Raw genomic sequence first — 17,454 nt, 5'->3', positions numbered from 1 at the left:
CCAGCGAACGCCCAGCGGCGTCCCAGCCTCCTCACAGCTCTCTCCCAGCAACCGCCCCTGGAATGACCCCCGTTGCCGCAACGGCGGTGGCGTGTCGGACGGATGGAGAGACACGTGAAACGGGTGTGCCAGGTGAGGCGGATCGTCTGGGTGGTGGCGATCCTGGCGCAGGTGCTGCTGGGACCGATCGGGGCCGCGAGCGCGGACGCGCCGGTGAGTCCGGTGAACGGGGCCGTGGGCGCGGCGGCGACGACCGCCGGCGGCGAGGCGCAGCTTGAGGGCGCCACGGCCGTCGCGGGCGGCCGGGGCCACACCTGCGCGGTGGTCACCGGCGGCAAGGTCTACTGCTGGGGTGCGGGCGGCTCGGGGGAGCTGGGCAACGGCACGACCGCGCGCAGCCTCTCCCCGGTCGCCGTGCCGGGGCTGTCGGACGTCGTCGCGGTGCGCGTCGGCGGCGACCACTCCTGCGCCCTCACCACCGCGGGCCGGGTCTACTGCTGGGGCGCGAACGACCGGGGCCAGCTGGGCGACGGCACCACGACCGACCGGCACCTGCCGGTCGCGGTAACCGGGCTCGACGGCGCCACGGCGATCGCCGCGGGCCGCGGCCACACCTGCGCGGTGGTCACCGGCGGCAGGGTCTACTGCTGGGGCGCGAACGACCGGGGCCAGCTGGGCGACGGCACCACGACCGACCGGCACCTGCCGGTCGCGGTAACCGGGCTCGACGGCGTCACCGCGGTCGAGGCGGCAGACGCGTTCCACACCTGCGCCCTCGGCGGGGACGGCACGGCGCACTGCTGGGGCTGGGACCAGCTCGGCCAGCTCGGCAGCGGTGTGCAGAACGAGCCGCACGACCCCGACCGTGCCAGCGCGACCCCGGTGCCCGTCGCCGGCGTGACCGGCGCCACGGCCATCGCGGTCGCGGGCGCGGGCAACTCCTGCGCACTGCTCGCCGGCGGCGAGGTCCGCTGCTGGGGCTGGGGGGCGTTCGGCCAGCTCGGCGACGGCCAGGAGCCGCCCGGCTCCATCTTCAGCGACCTGCACAGCGCGACTCCCCTGCGCGTCCAGGGGCTGCCGCCCGCCACCGCGATCAGCACCGCCTCGGGAACGGGCCAGATGTGCGCGGTGGTGGCCGCCGGGCCGCTGCGCTGCTGGGGGCACAACGGCCTCGGCCAGCTCGGCGACGGCAGCCACCGGCACCAGCCGCTGCCCGTCGAGGTCGCGGGCACGGCCGGGGCGGTGAGCGTCAGCGGCGGAGCGGACCACACCTGCGCGGTGGGCGACGGCGGCGCCGTCACCTGCTGGGGGTTCAACAACGAGGGGCAGCTCGGCGACGGCACCACCACGATCCGCCCCACCCCCGTCCCCGTTCTGCTGGGTGGTGGAACCCCCGTCACCTCGCCCCGCGCGGTGCCCGGCGTCTCCGGCGCCACCACGCTCGCCGCCGGCTCGGCCCACACCTGCGCGCTGGTGGGCGGCGGCGAGGTCCGCTGCTGGGGCGACAACACGCGCGGACAGCTCGGCGACGGCACGTTCGCGCCCCGCGAGCAGCCGGTCACGGTCGCCGGGCTGCCGCCCGCCGTGTCCCTGACCGCGGGCGGCGACCACACCTGCGCCGTCACCCAGGACAAGCAGCTGTGGTGCTGGGGCTGGAACCAGCTCGGCCAGCTCGGCGACGCCACCTGGACCGACCGCCCCGCGCCCGTCCGGGTCGAGGGCCTGACCGGCATCGCCGCCGCCTCGGCGGGCCGCCATCACACGTGCGCCGCCGCGGGCGCGGACGCCCAGGTCTTCTGCTGGGGCCACAACTTCGTGGGCGGCCCGCTCGGCGTGCCGGGCGGCGTCGGCGGCGGGGCCATCGCCCACGCGCAGCCGGTCGCCGTCGCAGGGCTGACCTCGGTCGGCGCCCTCGCCACCCGCGGCGGCCACACCTGCGCCACGGCCGCCGACGGCGGCGAGGTCAGCTGCTGGGGCTGGGGCGGCGAGGGCCAGCTCGGCAACGGCGCGGCGGGCGCAGGCCCCGAGCCCGTCCCGGTCACCGGCCTGGCGGGCGTCACCGCGACGGCCGCGGGCGCCGACCACACCTGCGCGGCGGTGGCCGGCGGCGAGGTCCGCTGCTGGGGCGTGAACGCCCACGGCCAGCTCGGCGACGGCACGACGACCGCGCGCCCCGCCCCGGTCGCGGTCACCGGCCTCGCGGGGGTCGGCTCGTTGACCGCGGGCGGCGACCACACCTGCGCCCTCGGCGCGGACGCCCGGGTGCGGTGCTGGGGCGCGGGCGCCCACGGTCAACTCGGCGACCACACCACCACTGACCGCCACACACCCACCCTCGTCCCGGGCCTCCCACCGGTGAACGCCGTGGCAGCCGGCTGGCAGCACACCTGCGCGGTGGTCACCGGCGGCGAGGTCCACTGCTGGGGCGACCTCGGCTGATCCGCCTCCGGGACCGCACCCCGGCACGACGGACGCCGTGGTTCGTTCGGGGGGAGGTTCTCCTCGGCCCCGCCGAGCGTGTGCTCGATGGGGCCGAATGCCGCGGAGCGGCACCGGTTCTATCCGGCGATTCGCTGCCATCTGGGTGATCACCAGGAGTACCGACTGTAGGCCCCGCGGCAGGGGCACCGCCTTCTCTCACGCGAGCAACTCCGCGAAGCCGCGCCACCCAATCATCGTGAAGCCTCAGATCAGGGCCTGCGATGTCACGGCTTGGTGTTGCCGAAGGGCTCGGCGTCGGAGCCGGGACCAGGCTTTTGCCTGTCGGCCACGGCCGGGGTAGCGATGGCGCCTACGAGGCCAAGGGCAAGGCAGAGCGCTGCGATGAACTTCTTCGTACGTGTCACGATGACTCCCCGAGAAACTAGAGGAACGGCCCTTTGCGGGTCGCTGCATTTCTGTCTCACCCTTCTGACAACGCGGCGCCTCGGAATGTGACAGGTAGGCATCCTCAAAATCGGTGACCTAGACCTTGAGGGCAGGGTGGTGGGTGTGGTGGTGCGGATTCCGCGTGAGCCGATATTGGCTGCGCCTGTGGCGGACCTGCCGCGTGCTGGTGTTGGTGAGGGTGTGGCGTGGGAGCCGAAGTGGGATGGCTACCGGGCATTCGTGGCCCGATCAGTTGGTGGTGGGGTGGTCGTGCGTTCGCGGCACGGTACGGACCTGACGACAGGGTTCCCGGATATTGCCGCGGCGGCCGGTGCGCTGCCGGATGTCGATCTGGTGCTGGATGGTGAGCTGGTCATCTGGCAGGAGGGCCGGTTGGCGTTCGAGCGGCTCGGGGAACGCCTGGGACGCCGGCCGGACACCGCACGGCGGTTGGCTGCGGCGGTGCCGGCGCACTTCGTGGTCTTCGACCTCCTGCACCACGCCGGCGTCGACTACCTCCCGCGGCCCTACTCCGAGCGCCGCGCCGCCCTCGAGGAACTGTTCGCCGGGTACGACCTGGGACCGCCGTGGACGCTGTGCCCGTCCACGACGGACCCGGCCATCGCGCGGAGGTGGTTGGAGTGGGCGGCCGTGGGTGTCGAAGGCCTCGTGGCCAAGCCGCTCAGCGCGCCCTACAGGCCCGGTACACGCGGCTGGCGGAAGTACCGAGTGCGGCACACCACCGAGGCCGTCATCGGCGCCGTCACCGGCTCTCTGACCCGCCCCAGCTCGGTGCTCCTCGGCCGCCTCCAAGACGGCGGCAGCGGCGGTGTGGGTCGGCTGCGGTACGCCGGCCGCACGACCACCGTGAACGCGTCGCTCGCCGAGCAGCTCGCTGCCGTGCTGGCCCCGGCCGGGCCGGGCCACCCCTGGCAGGGCGTCAGGTTCTCCGTCGGCTGGGGCAGCCACGAATCCCTGCGCGCCGTGCTGGTCGACCCGCAGCTGGTCGCCGAGATCAGCGCGGACGTCGCGCTGGACAGGGCCGGCCGCTGGCGCCACCCAGTCCGTCTCCAGAGACTGCGCCCCGACCTCGCCCCGGTCGACGTGCCGGTGTTCGGCGCCGGCAACCACCCCGCGGCCGGCTAGCGTTCGCCCGCCCCTCGTCCCTGCCGCGCCCGGGACTCCTGGCTGCATCCCGTTGAACCTCGCCCGTCCTCGGCTGATTCAGCTGTCGTCGGAGTCGTCTGGATTCTCAGGGTCAGATTCTTGCTCGCCCTCTTCCTTCTCCTCGTCGTCGGAGATGCTCACACCCTAGGAACCAGCATCTCGAAGCGTAGGCGGTGGGATCGCGATGTCGAGTCACGGTTGGTTGGGGGCGATCGCCAGCCGCTACGAAGCGTCAGGCCACGGATAGGCGGCCGAGCTCGCCGAGCCGGCCTCACCCCGCGGCACCCGTCACCGTTCGTGGAGGTCGACACCTGTCGAGAACACCGTCCCGACGGACCTGTGCAGGACCGCGTTCGACCTCTACCGCACCGGTTGGGGCGATCATCCGGGATCACTCCCGGAGCCAGCGCTCCGGGGTACGCGCAGGGCGTGCTTCTGGGTATGCGCAGGGTCTACTCCACAGAGCAGACCCTGCGCACCCACCGACCTGCGGCGACACCGGCCACCCGACGTGACGCCTACCTTGTCATCTCCTGCGGCGTGTGCCCGACGACCATGCCCGCACCAGGGCCCCCGCGGTGCCGGTAGCCCGGCCGCAGCTCTCGTGATGGCCTTCAAACTCGTCGAGTCCGCCCAGGCCCGCTGGCGCGCGGTCACCTCCGTCGGGGCCCTCATCCCCCCACGGGGCACCATAAACAAGGGACAGCCAAAGCCGGACCAAGTCAGCCACAATCGCATGGACGAACGTGACCGAAAGGAGCTCGGGCATGCCTGTCGTTCAGCGTCGTGGACCGCTCGGCGCAAGCCAGGAGGGCCGCTGGTTCGTGTGCGCCCTCCATCCGCCCATGTATTACACAATCGTTCTTGACGTGGCGGATGACGTGACGGTCGAGGAGATGAAGCTGGACCTTTCCGTTCTCCTGGAGCGGCATGAGAGTCTGCGGACCCGCTTCGCCTCCGACGCGTTCGGCACCCCTTACCAGGAGGTGCTGGAGTTCTCCGGCCTCGATCCCTTCGTCGTCGGCACGACCGAGGCCACGTCCGGCACCGCCTTGATGCCGCGCCTCGCGGAGAAGCTGGCACAGACCTCGGCTGTGGTGGTGCTGTCCGTGGCGGGACAGCGCGTGACCGACGCCGTTATCTGCCTTCACAAGGCAGCATCGGACGGCTACTCCACCACGATCATCAGGTCCGAACTGGCGGAAATTTTCGCCGCCCGGCTGGAAGGCCGACAGGCCAGGCTTCCCGAGATCGACTGGCACCCGATCGACCAGGCGACGGAAGAACTGGCACGATCGCGCTCGGATCGGGGCCGGAAGGTCTCGGAACACTGGCGGCAGGCCGTTTCCAGCGGGCCCGGTGTGATGGTCCCGTTCGTCTACCATCCCAACGGCGAGGAAGACGATGCCGTCGACACGACCATGCAAGACGCCGAGATGGAGCGCTCCTGCTGGGAAGCCGCGGGTGCGTCACGGGTGCCCGTCTCCTCCGTTTTCCTTGCGGCCCTGCTCGTGGTGGTCGCTTCCTGGACCGAGAACGACCACACCGCCGTGCGGTCGGCGTTCGCGCGACGGCTCTCTAAAAAGCTCGCCCGGAGCGTCGGGCACTATTCGACGGACACCGAGGTCTACCTAGACCTCGACAGGTCCTGGACCTCCGCGGAACTGCTCAGGCAAACGTACAAGGCCACCCTACGGTCCTACGAGATGAGCGAGATCCGGTGGTCCGACCTGACGGCGACGAGAGCCCGGGAATCCGCGTCCCGGGGAGCCCTGGTCGAGAGCTCGATCCACCTCAACTACCGAGGCGACCTCTCGGGCCCCGAGCGAAGGGGCCGGCCGGCGGAGTCAGGCCAGAGATTTGAGCAGCGCAACAGCGCGGGGCGTATTCCCATCCCATTCATCGACATAGAGCCTGACGACACCCAATGCGTAGTCAGTTTCAAGGCCCCGGCGAAACTCGTCTCTGGCGGCGAGGCGATCCGATTCCTGGAATCCTACTCCCGAGTCGCCAAAGCCATGGCGGAATCGCCCAGCACCGAGGTCGGGGAGCTGGCCAGGATGGTGCATGTGGCACGACCATGGCACCGGCCCGGATGGGGCAGGCACCACGGTTCCTGGGTCAACCTGAACTCCCTGCGTCACATACTGGAACAACCTCCGGCAGTGGCCACCGCCAGGGCCTTCGTTTCCAACGGAGACCTGATCGCATGCGTGGCGACCACGACCGATGCGTGGGACGTGAACGACGTTCGCGGGCACGTCCGGATGCGAGCCTCCTGGAATGCTGCCGTCGCGACGCCTGATCGCATCATCGTCTGCCCAAAGGCACCGCCCTGTCCGGAAAAACTCTCGTCGTGGCTGGACCGACAATCGTTTACCGGTGACACGAGAGCGCCTACTCCGAACCCTTCCGACGAGCGCGAAATACTGCTGGCCGATGCGTTCCTGAGATTCCATCCCGAGAGCACGGTGGACATGTCCGCCACCTATGCCGAATTGGGCGGGGACTTTCTGAAGATACCCGCGATACTCCGCTATCTGACCGAGCTTGGCTACGCCGGTCTGCACTGGCGGGACTGCGCCGGCCTGGCACCCCTCCGCAGCCTGGCCGCGAACTTGCGCCCAGGAGGCGAAGAGTGAGAGGAGATCGAGGTAGGACACCAGCGGCCGTCAGCAGGCTGCCGCGCGGGCCATGCTGTACCACAGCTAAGGGGTGACGAGTGAGGAAACTGTGACGTAGCGCCGTAGTCGCTGTGTGATCTTGTTTTGAGCTTGGGGTTTGCTGGTCTTTTGGGATGTGGGGTGGCTATGTCGGTGTTTCCGCCTACGGCGGCACCTCCGACCATCGGCCTCTCAACCCGTACGGCGCCCCATCGAGGGCAGGTGTACTGCGCCGCGTCGTGCTCCTGGTCGTCGTCGACCTCGTCCTAGTCGAGGTGGTGGTCGTCGCGGTGGGCGGGTGGACGGCGTGGATTTTTCAGTGGAGTTCGGCGGTTGGTTTCAGTGGTATGGGGATCGGCGATGGAATCTGATCACGCCCCTTCCTGCCGGCCGCTCGTGTGAATTCCAGCGACGGTTTTCTGATCATTCATCGCGCCAGTTTCCATTCCCGCGAAGCCGGTTAGGATATTTCCTGCCATTCGCGATATCGCGTCTTCCCGGGTTTTCCCTACCACAGTTTTTCTGTGTCGAATCACAATTCCGGGCACCATCGCTTTTCGTCGCGTTTTCCTATTCGGGAAATGACTACAGGTACAGACCATATGTTGACGGGGCGTCGGTTCTGACGCCTGGTTTCTGACGGGGTGTATGCGATGGGGCGGGTTGATGTCAGTGATGGGTGGTCGTTTGTGTGTCAGTGGTGGTGTGTCAGGGGTGGTCTGCTCTTTCGGGGTTGCGGGGGAGGGGGTGGCTCTGGGGTGACTGACGTGGCAGTGGCGTTTCGCTGTCATGAGGCGGTGGTGACGGGGTGGGTTGCTGTCGTGTGGGGGGTGGATTTGGTGTTTGTGGGTCGCTGCGGTGTGATCGGTGAGGTACGGCCGGTGATGTTGTAGGTGGAGGGGTGGCGTGGCGGGCGGGATAGCCAGGGAAGCCGGTGCCGGTGCCGGTGCGGTTGCGGGTGTGGGGCGGGTTGCTCTGGTGGAACGGCTCCTTGAGCTTGACCGCTCGGGGGTGTTGACGACGGCGCATGCGCGGGCTGGGGCGGAGCTGGCGGGGGTGCATGTGCGGACGGTGTGGCGGTGGCTGGACGCGGCTCGTTCGGAGGGTCGTACCGGGCCGCGGTCGCGGTCGCGTTTTGAGATTCCGGACGAGGCGTGGGAGGTGCTGGCCGCTTCGGGTGGGAATGTCGCGGCGCTGTGTCGGCATCTGGAAAGGGCCGCTTCGGACCGGGTGTCGGTGCCGTCGCGGGAGACGGTGTATCGGGCGGTGAAGCGGGATCGGGCGGTGGGGCGGTTGTTGCCGCCGCGCAGGGTGGTGCGTCAGGCCACGGCCGCGCGGCAGCGCCGTCAGGCGCTGGAGGACCTGGGTGGGCCCCTGCCGGCGCAGGAGAGCACGCGGGCCGGCGGGCGGCGGCATGACCCGGCGAGTGCCGGTGCCGTGCGGCAGGTGGCCAGCGGTGACGCGGTGGTGGGGGAGGGGATGCCGCCGGGCGGCCGGATGGTGGAGACCGCGCCGGTGGCTCGGGTGCGTGCCGTGGTGACGGGAGCGGCGGCCATGGGCGGGATCGTGGTGGTGTTCGGGGATCCGGGGCGGGGCAAGACGGTGGCGATGCGTGCCGCGCTGGCCGGTGATTTGGGCGCGCGGGCCGCGTGGGTGGTGGCGCCGGTGGGCTGTTCGGTGGCACAGCTGCGCCGGGCGGTCTTCGACGCCCTGGGTGTGCGGGGCCGGTTCCCCCATGCCTCGGCGCGGGCGGACGAAGCGATCACGGCGGCGCTGGCCGGGCCGCGGGTGCTGGCGGTGGATGAGGCGCAGCGGCTTTCGGGGCCGTGTCTGGAGTATCTGCGAAGCCTGTGGGACCACCCCGGTACGGGGATGGCGCTGGTGTTGTGCGGGGCGGGTAGTGACCGCACGGTGCGTCGGGTGCCGTCGCTGGCCTCCCGAGTGGGTGACTGGGAGGAGGTCGGCCGGCTCGGCCCCGAGGAGGTCCCCGGGGTGATGGCCGCGATCCACCCGCTGTGGGAAGCCGTGGGCGCTGCAGACGTCGCGTGGGCGGACGAGCAGGCGGCGCGGGGGGATTTCCGTACGTGGTCGACGCTGACCTGGCACCTGCACACGGCGTTGCACGACGCCCGGCACGCGGTGGCCGACCGGAGCTTGCTGGCTGGCCTGCTGACCCGGCTGGCCCCATCCGTCTGACCGTGTGTGCCTGCCTGCGGGAGCCGTGACCGCGTCCCCCGCAATCTCACGCTTACGCCGAGGAGTTGCCGCCTGTGTCGTCTCACTCGTTCATGCCGCCTGACTTCCCGTCTGGCTCTCCCAGCGTGCCGGTTGTGGAGGGCTTGGCGCTGCGCTCGCTGCGCGGGCCTGCGGTACGGCGGTTGCTGGCGCTGCGGGAACGCGGGCCACTGTCGACGGGGCAGGTGCGGCTGGTCGCTGAGTGCCTGGCGGTGTCGGAGCGAACGGTGTGGCGCTGGCTGGCCGCTGCCGAGAAGAACCCCACGGCTGCGGTGGAGCCGGGTTCGCGCACCCGGAACACGAGCCGGTTCACCGTCACTCCCGAGGTGCGGCAGCTGCTGGCGCTGTGGGGCGGGAATGTCACCGCTGTGCATCGCGAGCTCACCGCGCGTGCCCGGTCCGACCGCGAGGGCACGCATGCCCCGGAGAACGACGCCCGAGACGGCCACACCGAGTCACCGTCGCGGCCGGCCGCTGGCGGGTCGGTCTCGGGTGTGCCGTCGCTGACGACGCTGCGCCGGGCGATACGCCGGGATCTGACGGCGGGGGAGCGGGCTGCGCGGAAGAAGGACGTCTTCCTGGCCCGCCCGGCCCGCTGGCGCAACGCCTGCTGGGAGGGCGACCACGTCCGGGCCCCGGTCCTGGTCGATGTCGACGGCACGGCGTGCCGGCCGTGGATCACCTGGTTCATCGACTGCGCGACCCGTGCGGTCATGGGCGTGGCCGTCACCCCGCACACACCGTCGCGGGATGCGGTGCTGGCCGCACTGCGGGCGGCCGTGTTGCGGGAGGACCCGTACGGCCCGTTTGGCGGCCTGCCCGAGCAGGTGCCGATCGATCGGGGGAAAGACTTCCTGGCGAAGACTGTCACCGCCGCGCTGGGTGCCTTGAAGGCGACCCAGGATGACCTTCCCGCGTACACCCCGCACCTGAAGGGCACGGTCGAGTCGCTGAACCGGTCGGTGGAGCGCATGCATCTGGTTGCCCTGCCCGGCTACGTCCGCGCTCCCGCCCCGGGCAAGCGCCCCCGCAAGAACCCGGGCCGCGCCCGGCTGATGGATTTCGCCACCTTCACCGCGGACCTGCTGGGCTGGGTGGAGTGGTGGAACACCGAACACCGGCCCGTCCCCCTGGGCGGGCGCACACCGCTGGAGGCGTGGCAGGCCGACCCCACCCCGCTGGACGACCTGTGGGCGCTGACCCTGGAGGACGACGGCCGGGTGCGGAAACTCACCACACGCGGAATCCGCTGGCGCGGCCGCGACTACGCCGCGGCATGGATGACCGGCCAGGCCGGCCGGAAGATCCGCGTGCGCTGGATGCCCCACCACGACCACGCCATCGAGGTCACGACCCGGCCACCGGCCGCCATCTGGGCAGCGCCCACCTCGCGGACGCCGCCACCGGGGAACAGACCACCGCCGTGCGCCGCGCCCGCGCCACCCGGGCCCGCCGCCTGAAAGCCGACTTGGAGGCGGTCGAGAAACTACGCCGCCCCCGCTACGCCGCCACCACCAACCCCAGCGCGCCCAGGCGCCTGGGCGCGCTCACCGCGGCGCAGGCGGACAGCGAACTGGCGGCGCAGGAGGGGGCCGATCTGTCCGCGCTCGCCCTGCCCGATCTGATCCCGCCCACCCCTCACCCGCCACCTGGCGCACCCCGAACCCCTCCCCGTCCCGAGCCTCGGACCGTCTTCCGGGAACCCGCACGCCGCACCGGACCGGCCCGAACACTGGGGAAGGAACCACATGACCGGCACGCTCCCGTCCCCCGCCGCCGACCAGTACCTGGCGCTGCCCGGCGCCCAGATCGTCGCCACCCGCGCACTGCTCGCCGCCCGGGACAACCTCACCGACACCATCACCTCCCGGGCGATGATGTGCGTCCACGGAGGAACCGGCCTGGGCAAGACCCTGGCGGTCAACGCAAGCCTGCGCGAACTGGAGGACACCGGCGAGGAGGTACGCCGCATCACCTTCCGCTCCCGCCCCACCGCCCGCGCAGTGCGCCACGAACTGTTCACCGCACTCGACCTGCCAGGCGAACCACCCCGCCACCCCAGCGAGTTCGACCACCTACTCAAGACCGCTCTCGCACGCAGCCACGCACCGTCGTCGTGGATGAGGCCCAGTGGCTGAACGGGGAAACATTCGAGTACTTCCGCTACCTGTGGGACGAGCCCGCCACCCGACTCGCGATCGTCTTCGTCGGCGGCGACGGCGCCCACACCGTGCTGCGCCGCGAGCCGATGCTCTCCTCCCGGATCTTCATCTGGCAGCACTTCTCCCGCCTCACCCCCGACGAGGTGCTGCAGGTCATCCCACTGTTCCACGGTGTGTGGGAACACGCCGAACCTGAGGACATCGCCTTCGCCGACCGGCACGCCGCCCACGGCAACTTCCGCAACTGGGCCCCGATCACGGCCCATGTCCGCATCGGCCTGGACCGCATCGGCCGCACCCGCGTCGACCAGGAGGTCCTGCGCTGGGCCTTCAGCCGGCTGGGCACCTCCGGACCCCCGGGCGCCCGTGGCGCCCGGAGCGACGACCGGTTCCGGCAGGCCCTCGGCACGCCGTGCGAGTGGCGCGCCACCCGCCACCGCGACGGCAGCACCGCCGCTGGAGCGTCTCAACGCCGCCGACCAGATGCCCCGCCGACCAGATGCCCCAGGCGACCCGGAGGACGGCGTACGGAGGCATCAGTGATGAGCATTACTCATCACTGATGAGAGAATAGAGCTGTGCTGATGGGGACTTCGGAGTTGTTGCGGTTGACGGTCGCGGCGGTGCGGGCGCACACGGGGGAGAGCCAGCGGGAGCTGGCGGTGGGTCTGGGCATCAGTCAGGGCCAGCTCAGTCGGCGGTTGTCCGCGACACAGGGTGCGGAGTGGACGCTGGGCGATGTGGACCGGCTGGCCGCGCACTGGGAGATCCGACCGCTGGACCTGCTCGCGGGTCCGACGCACGCGGTGGCGCACCTGGGCACCACGGCGACCGCCTCGGGCGTGCCCGCGGCCCCGGAAACCGGACTGGCGACCAGGCCAGCGAGAGACCCGGCGAGAGGGCCGGTGGTCGCCGCGCCGCGGCAGGCCCTGCCGGGCAGTCGCGAGCCCGCCCTCCAGCCGCCCGTCGATGCGCCGCCGGCTCGCGGGGCCGACGCACCGGTTTCCGGCGCGCCAGCGGCCCCTGACGGGCCGTTCGCACCCGCCGCGGCCGCGCCCTCACCGTCCCCGTCCGTGTCGGAGGCGGTGGAGCTGGAGGCGGACCGTGCGGCCGACGGGGAACTGGTGCGCGGGCCGGCGGCGGCGCGTGTGCTGTGCGGGCAGCCCACCCCGCTGCGCGCGGCGGGGCGGCCGCAGCACATCGGCGGCTTCTGCGTCAGCGCGCCGGCGTCCGCCCCGGCACCCGGGCCGGCGGCCGACCACGAAAGGCCCACGCGCGTGAGCCACTGCGGAGGCACCGACTGCCGTGCCGCCCACCGCCTGCCGGAACCCTGGGACGAGGTGGTGTGCCGCCCGGAGGGGGGGCCCCGCTGGACGGGCCCTGCCCCTTCGGGGAGTTGCCTCAGAGGATGGGGAGGTTGTCGCTCACTACACGTTGTTCTGCACGGGCCGCCCCAGAATCGTGTACTCGTCGGGGTTGCCTGACAGGACGATGCCCACGTTCCTGTGGTTGCCGCCTTCCGCGGCCCCGCCGGGCATCTTCGCCCTACTGGAATAATCCAGTTTGGGGCAGTAGTACAGGTCGTAGTTTTTGTGGTCATCTCCCCAGAAGCTGAAGAGGAAATCACCTTGCGAATTGGTGATCTCCATGTGATGGCTGGCGAAGTACTTCTCGTCGCTGCAATCGGGGATGTCAAAGTGGTTCTGTGTTCGGAACATGCTGCGTGGCTGGACCGTTTGGTTGTCGCCCGGGGTCTCCGTGTTCCTGAACTGAATCACTTGATCCGTGTCGTTGTAGAACACGACCAAATACAGCATGGCTCTCTCCCTCTAAGCTCAGATCTGTCTCTAGCCCAATACTTTGGGTGCGGGCCCGGGGCACGTCATCTGTGCCCGGGTATCGGTACCCGTCCGGAATATTCGGTAATCAATTCATGGGTCAGATTGCAGGGCTTTTTGAAGCGGGAGGGGGGCGGTGGTTGGTGTATGGGGTGGTGAAGGCGGCGGATGACGACGTGCCTCTTCCACGCGCGCCGGGTGGCGGCAGATCACCAAAGGCCACGCGCGTGAACCATTGCGGAGGCACCGACTGCCGAAGCGCCCACCGACTCCCGGAACCCTGGGACGAGGTGGTGCGCCGCCGTAGCGCGGAACGACCCTGCATCAGCCACGACCCCGGCGACGACTCCCAGCGCCGGCCGGTTACCGGGTGGCGGCCCGAGCCCGGCTCCCGCTACCGCGACGACCTCGACGACGACCACGCCGGCCCGGCCCTCGACGTCGGCCTGGTCCGCCGCAGGCGGTTCCCGGAGGGCTGGTGGGTGGAGATCGAGCTCCCGCTGTACGCGAGGACCGAGCTCGGGCCCGGCCGGACGGTTGCCGAGCCGGCGCCGCTGCGCTGCTGGGTCCCGATGGAGGTCTGCACCCCGATCGGTGGCGAGGACTTCTCCGCAGTGCCCACCGAGCGTCCGGGCCGGCGGCCGGCGTGGCTGCTGGAGGAACGCCTCGACGCCGCCTGCGGGCTGGTGGCCCACCGGGGGGACTGCGCGGCCGCGACCGGCCGCACGACGCCGGCCAGCGCCGAGCAGGTACGCCGCGCCCGGGAAGCCCGCGGCGTGGTCGCCTGCGCGGTGTGTCGCCCGCCCGCGCCGGGCTGACCATTCCGTGGTTCATTCCGTGGTCGAATCGGTGGTCCATTCCGTGGTTCCACTAAGAACGGACCACCCTCGCCACGGTGTCGCTGCTGGTCAAAGCGAGGTTCGCCACGCCGGGCGAGGTGCGACTGTATACGGGATCGTTGAGAATCGGACCCGCTACCACCACGGCGGCCCGGGCCCTGGCCGGAGGCCCGCTGATGATCACGGTGACGGCCGCCCTCGTCGGCGTCTCCGTGGAGACCTCGAATCAGGGGTGGCCGATCAGCCAGACGATCTCGACATGGACGACCGCCTCGTAGACGCGGTAGCCGATCGACACCCGGGCCTTCTCCAAGACCAGGCGGCGCAGCGCGTTCGGGCCGCGTCCCTCGATGACCTCGCCCACCTGGTTGGGGCGGGTGGCCAGCACGCCCCGCTCGGCGGCCATGACGGCGTGGCGCTGCGCCTGGGTGAGGGCGCCGATGCCGCGGCGGGCGTCCGGGAGGTAGGTGACCTTGTAGCTCACCGCGTCGGGTCACCGAGAACGGCGCGGATCACGGCGTCGGGGCGCAGCTCGAAGTCGTCGTCGTAGTCGGCCCACACCTCGTCCGAGAACACGCCCTCGGGGTCCGGCCCGTCCCGCTCGGCGGCAGCGTTCTCGGCGGCGCGGATGGCGGGGTGGGTGCGGGAGAGCCACACCATGCGGTACTCCGCGACCAGGTCCCGGATCCGCTCCAGATGCTGGACTACCGGTACCGCCTCCAGCCGGGCGGTGAACGCCGCGAGCTCCTGGGGCCAGGGCCCCAGCGCGGTCTTGAGTTCCGCGATGCTCTGCGGCCCTTCGTCCGGCTCGATCCGGTACGGCGAGCGGGTCGGCCACGCCGGCCGTACCGGCTCCGCGGGCTGCGCGCACATCCCCTGACCACCTCCGACTCCAGCCGCTCTGGATCGTCTACGGTACGCGCCACGCCGTCCCCGAGGCCATGTCTCACCCCGTATCGGGGCCGCACGTGGGTGCACGCCTCGGAGCACGACGAACCAACACACGCCCCTCCCGACCTCGCCACCGGCCCACCACGCCGCGCCCGCCCGGGCGTCGCCGAACGACACCACAGCTGGGAGCCCCCCCGTGACCGACCGCCGTCCACCTCACCGTTGGCCCCGCCGCGCCCCGCGAGGGCCGCCTCCGAGCCGCGTGACGCCTCGCCGGACCCTCGGCGGCCGGTCGGGGTTACGACCCCCCGCGGTGTACGCAGAGGATCTGGTCCTCCTCGGTGTCGGGGTCGTAGCGGGTGATCAGGCCGGGGCCTTGGGCGCTGACCTGGTCGAGCTTCCGGGCGTAGCTCCAGGTGCCTTCGTAGGACATGTGGTAGAGGTTTTCGCTTGAGTCGGACGAGCGGAAGACGCAGTGGAGCTTGTCGCGGTACACGACCAGTGCGGGGCCGTCGTCGGATTTGTTCTTGCCCTCGATTTTGAAGCCTTCGTCCCAGGTCGTGCCGTCGAATCGCGTGTGGTACAGATCCCGCGAGTCCTGGTTGGTCCGGTAGACGCAGTGGAGCTCGTCGCGGTAGACCGCGAGCGCGGGCTCGCGGAAGCATTTCTGGTACTTTCCCGGCTTGCCGTCCATCAGATGACCTTCGCTCCAGGACTCGCCGTCGAAGGTGGTCCAGTACATCTCCGGGTCCATGTCGGAGGCCTGGTAGACGCAGTACAGGGTGTCGTTGAACACCGCCAGACCGGGCCCGGTGCTGGTCTTCTGCCCGGGGATCTTCTCGGACTTGCTCCAGCTGGTGCCGTCGAAGCTGATGCAGCGCAGCTCGGGGCCGTCGGAGGCCTTATAGAGGCAGTACAAGCGGTCGTTGAACACCGCGATGGCCGGTGCGGCTTTGCTGGATTGGTTGGGGATCCGCATGGGATCGCTCCAGCCGCTGCCGTCGGACGCGTTCACCGCGTACCACAGCTCGCCATCCTGGGTGTCGTCCCGGTACACGCAGTACATCGTGTCCTGGAACCTTCCCTCCACCAGAGATGTTCACTTTCTGTAGACATTTGACCACGAAATGCAGCCAAGTGTTGCGCCTGCCCGTCCCCGTCGCCCCGCCGGCCTGCCCTCGTCTCGACGGTCCTGGCCGCCTCCGCCTCCGCCCGTGCCGCCTCGTCCTGGCCGCAGGCATGCCGCCGGCCGCTTCCCTGGCGCGCGAGCCCGCGGCCCGCGCTCGGGTCTGCCCGGTGTCTGCTGGCTCGGCCGTCGGCTCGCCGTGGGTGCCGCTGTGGTCCGGGGCTGGGCCTGTCCTGGTGGGTGTCTGTGTGTCGGTCGCCGGGTCTGTCTGGTGGGTGTGGTTGGTGTCGTGGCTGTGCCCGTCTGGTGGGTGTGGGTGTGTTTCCTGGGTGGGGGTCTGTGGTGGGCGGGGGTTTGGCTCCGTTCCACGGAGTGGGTGGCACCGAGGCACCTCTGGCACTTTTGGCGTCGGGTCTGGTGGTGTGGGGTGGGGTTCCGGGTGGGGGGATGGGTGGGTGTGCGGTTTGGGGTGGTTTGGCCGTGTGCTTGTCGAGGTGTTTCTCGTTCGGGTGTGTTTTTGGGGTTGGTCTCGTCGTTGGGCTGGTGTTGTGGCTGGTGGGGTGGGGTGGGGTGGGGGTGTGCTTGGGGAAGCAGGCCCTGCGCATACCTGGGAGCAGACCCTGAGCACACCCTGGAGCGGGTTCTGCGTGCTGTGGTGGGCAGGGGCGCCGGTGGGGGCGGTTGCGGGCTGCTGTGGGCTGTTGAGGGTCTGTGAGAAGGGCTCGGGGCCGGTTCCCGGTCCTCGGAGCTGTGGTGTCTGGCTGGTGTGGTTCTCGGGTGGCTGGTGCGCGGCCGCGGGGCCGGCCGGCTCGTCCGGCTCGCCACCGGCCCGCGGGTCGTGCTCGTGCTCCTGGTCGTCGACGTCGGCCAGGACGTCGTGGACGACGTCGACGAGGTGGCCGTCGACGTCGTCCTGGTGGTGCTCGTGGTGGTGGGCGAGCTGCTGCGCGCCGGCACGGTCGTCGCCGGCGTCATGGTCCTGGTCGTCGTCGACGTCCTCGTCCTGGCCGTGGCCCTGGTGGTGGGCGGCGTGGGTTTTTCAGCGGTGGGGCGTCAGTTGTTCTCAGTAGCATCCGAGTTGGCGTTCGGCGTCGAATCACCCCCCTTCCTACGGGCCGCGCTCGTGGATTCCAGCGGCGATTTTCCGACCATTCATCGCGCCAGTTACCATTCCCGCGAACCCGGTCGGGCGATTTCCCAACACGAATATCGCGCCTTCCCAGTTTCCTCCATCACCGTTTTTCCGTGCCGAATCTCAATTTCGGGCGTCATCGCTTTTCACCGCGTTTTCCTATTCTGGAAATGGTCTACAGGTACAGACCACGCGCTGACGTGGCGTCGGTTCTGGTGCTCGTCCCCTGACGGGGTGTACGCTGGTCTCATGTCGGGCACCCCCACCTCGTAGCCAGCACTCCCCGTCACCACGGGCGAGGGCTGGAAGCGCGGAGCGCGACCAGCCCGACCCGCACCACCACCGAAAGCCCCAGCTCAACACCGAAGTTGGCACCCCGCACGGCCTCCAGCGAGGAGGGCCAGGCCGGAGGCCGGCCCTCCCAACCGAGCACCGCCCGTGAGCGGAGCGAACGGGCCCGCCCGAGCCGGGCCGCGGAGCGGCCGGCGGCTCTCCGCCCCGTAGGGGCGGCGCGTCGTGTCTCCGGAGGAGAC

The 17,454-nt window shown here is 70.6% G+C and carries 13 protein-coding genes; 9 read left to right on the top strand and 4 right to left on the bottom strand.

Translation table 11 applies throughout. The features are described from left to right. Positions 1 to 132 precede the first annotated feature (132 nt). The 7 genes from ABGB06_RS37830 (at position 133) to ABGB06_RS37800 (ending at position 11,658) form a co-directional block, all read left to right on the top strand. Complete coding sequence (locus ABGB06_RS37830) at positions 133 to 2,439, top strand: hypothetical protein (RefSeq protein WP_347599666.1); 2,307 nt, start codon at positions 133 to 135, stop codon at positions 2,437 to 2,439. A 543-nt stretch (positions 2,440 to 2,982) separates the two neighbouring features. Beyond that, on the top strand, positions 2,983 to 4,014 hold the full coding sequence (locus ABGB06_RS37825; protein WP_347599663.1) for an ATP-dependent DNA ligase: 1,032 nt from the start codon (positions 2,983 to 2,985) through the stop codon (positions 4,012 to 4,014). A gap of 788 nt (positions 4,015 to 4,802) precedes the next feature. Next, positions 4,803 to 6,677: a condensation domain-containing protein gene (locus ABGB06_RS37820; protein WP_347599660.1), complete on the top strand. Its 1,875-nt coding sequence runs from the start codon at positions 4,803 to 4,805 to the stop codon at positions 6,675 to 6,677. A gap of 927 nt (positions 6,678 to 7,604) precedes the next feature. Continuing rightward, the gene (locus tag ABGB06_RS37815; RefSeq protein ID WP_347599657.1) at positions 7,605 to 8,894 is read left to right on the top strand and encodes an ATP-binding protein; all 1,290 of its coding nucleotides are present in this window, start codon (positions 7,605 to 7,607) and stop codon (positions 8,892 to 8,894) included. A 134-nt stretch (positions 8,895 to 9,028) separates the two neighbouring features. Continuing rightward, complete coding sequence (locus ABGB06_RS37810; protein ID WP_347599654.1) at positions 9,029 to 10,393, top strand: Mu transposase C-terminal domain-containing protein; 1,365 nt, start codon at positions 9,029 to 9,031, stop codon at positions 10,391 to 10,393. 288 nt (positions 10,394 to 10,681) lie between these two features. Then, positions 10,682 to 11,071, top strand: coding sequence for an ATP-binding protein (locus ABGB06_RS37805; RefSeq protein ID WP_347599651.1), 390 nt, complete (start codon positions 10,682 to 10,684; stop codon positions 11,069 to 11,071). Beyond that, positions 11,050 to 11,658 (top strand): hypothetical protein, encoded by a 609-nt coding sequence (locus tag ABGB06_RS37800; protein WP_347599649.1) that lies wholly within the window; start codon positions 11,050 to 11,052, stop codon positions 11,656 to 11,658. Before ABGB06_RS37805 ends, ABGB06_RS37800 begins: the two co-directional genes overlap by 22 nt. Before the next feature lie 864 nt (positions 11,659 to 12,522). Here the strand turns inward: ABGB06_RS37800 and ABGB06_RS37795 are convergent. Further along, positions 12,523 to 12,912 carry a hypothetical protein gene (locus ABGB06_RS37795; protein ID WP_347599646.1) on the bottom strand — a complete coding sequence of 130 codons (390 nt, stop codon included), beginning with the start codon at positions 12,910 to 12,912 and terminating at the stop codon, positions 12,523 to 12,525. Positions 12,913 to 13,223: 311 nt separating this feature from the next. Here ABGB06_RS37795 and ABGB06_RS37790 point away from each other — a divergent pair, with 311 nt between their 5' ends. Continuing rightward, entirely contained in the window at positions 13,224 to 13,751 is a 528-nt protein-coding gene (locus ABGB06_RS37790; protein ID WP_347599643.1) for a DUF6233 domain-containing protein, read from the top strand. Positions 13,752 to 13,998: 247 nt separating this feature from the next. Here ABGB06_RS37790 and ABGB06_RS37785 read toward each other — a convergent pair whose 3' ends face one another. The 3 genes from ABGB06_RS37785 to ABGB06_RS37775 form a co-directional block, all read right to left on the bottom strand. Beyond that, positions 13,999 to 14,256: a hypothetical protein gene (locus ABGB06_RS37785; RefSeq protein WP_347599641.1), complete on the bottom strand. Its 258-nt coding sequence runs from the start codon at positions 14,254 to 14,256 to the stop codon at positions 13,999 to 14,001. Beyond that, positions 14,253 to 14,645, bottom strand: a complete 393-nt coding sequence (locus tag ABGB06_RS37780; protein ID WP_347599639.1) for a hypothetical protein — start codon at positions 14,643 to 14,645, stop codon at positions 14,253 to 14,255. Before ABGB06_RS37780 ends, ABGB06_RS37785 begins: the two co-directional genes overlap by 4 nt. A 316-nt stretch (positions 14,646 to 14,961) precedes the next feature. Continuing rightward, positions 14,962 to 15,753 (bottom strand): hypothetical protein, encoded by a 792-nt coding sequence (locus ABGB06_RS37775; protein WP_347599636.1) that lies wholly within the window; start codon positions 15,751 to 15,753, stop codon positions 14,962 to 14,964. Between the two features lie 802 nt (positions 15,754 to 16,555). Between ABGB06_RS37775 and ABGB06_RS37770 the strand changes: the two genes are divergently transcribed. Then, a complete protein-coding gene (locus ABGB06_RS37770) occupies positions 16,556 to 17,194 on the top strand; it encodes a hypothetical protein (RefSeq protein WP_347599633.1) in 639 nt (212 codons plus the stop codon). Positions 17,195 to 17,454 lie beyond the last annotated feature (260 nt).

This window comes from Streptomyces sp. B6B3 (assembly GCF_039871525.1).
In the GTDB taxonomy this organism is placed as follows: domain Bacteria; phylum Actinomycetota; class Actinomycetes; order Streptomycetales; family Streptomycetaceae; genus Streptomyces.
Note: the sequence above shows the minus strand (reverse complement) of the source record. Positions and strands in the feature narration are given on the sequence as shown.

What these genes read in the sequence shown, in the direction of transcription:
- ABGB06_RS37820 (WP_347599660.1), top strand. Translation starts at nt 4,803, where the DNA reads ATGCCTGTCGTTCAGCGTCGTGGACCGCTCGGCGCAAGCCAGGAGGGC.
- ABGB06_RS37805 (WP_347599651.1), top strand. Translation starts at nt 10,682, where the DNA reads ATGACCGGCACGCTCCCGTCCCCCGCCGCCGACCAGTACCTGGCGCTG.
- ABGB06_RS37795 (WP_347599646.1), bottom strand. Translation starts at nt 12,912, where the DNA reads ATGCTGTATTTGGTCGTGTTCTACAACGACACGGATCAAGTGATTCAG.
- ABGB06_RS37780 (WP_347599639.1), bottom strand. Translation starts at nt 14,645, where the DNA reads ATGTGCGCGCAGCCCGCGGAGCCGGTACGGCCGGCGTGGCCGACCCGC.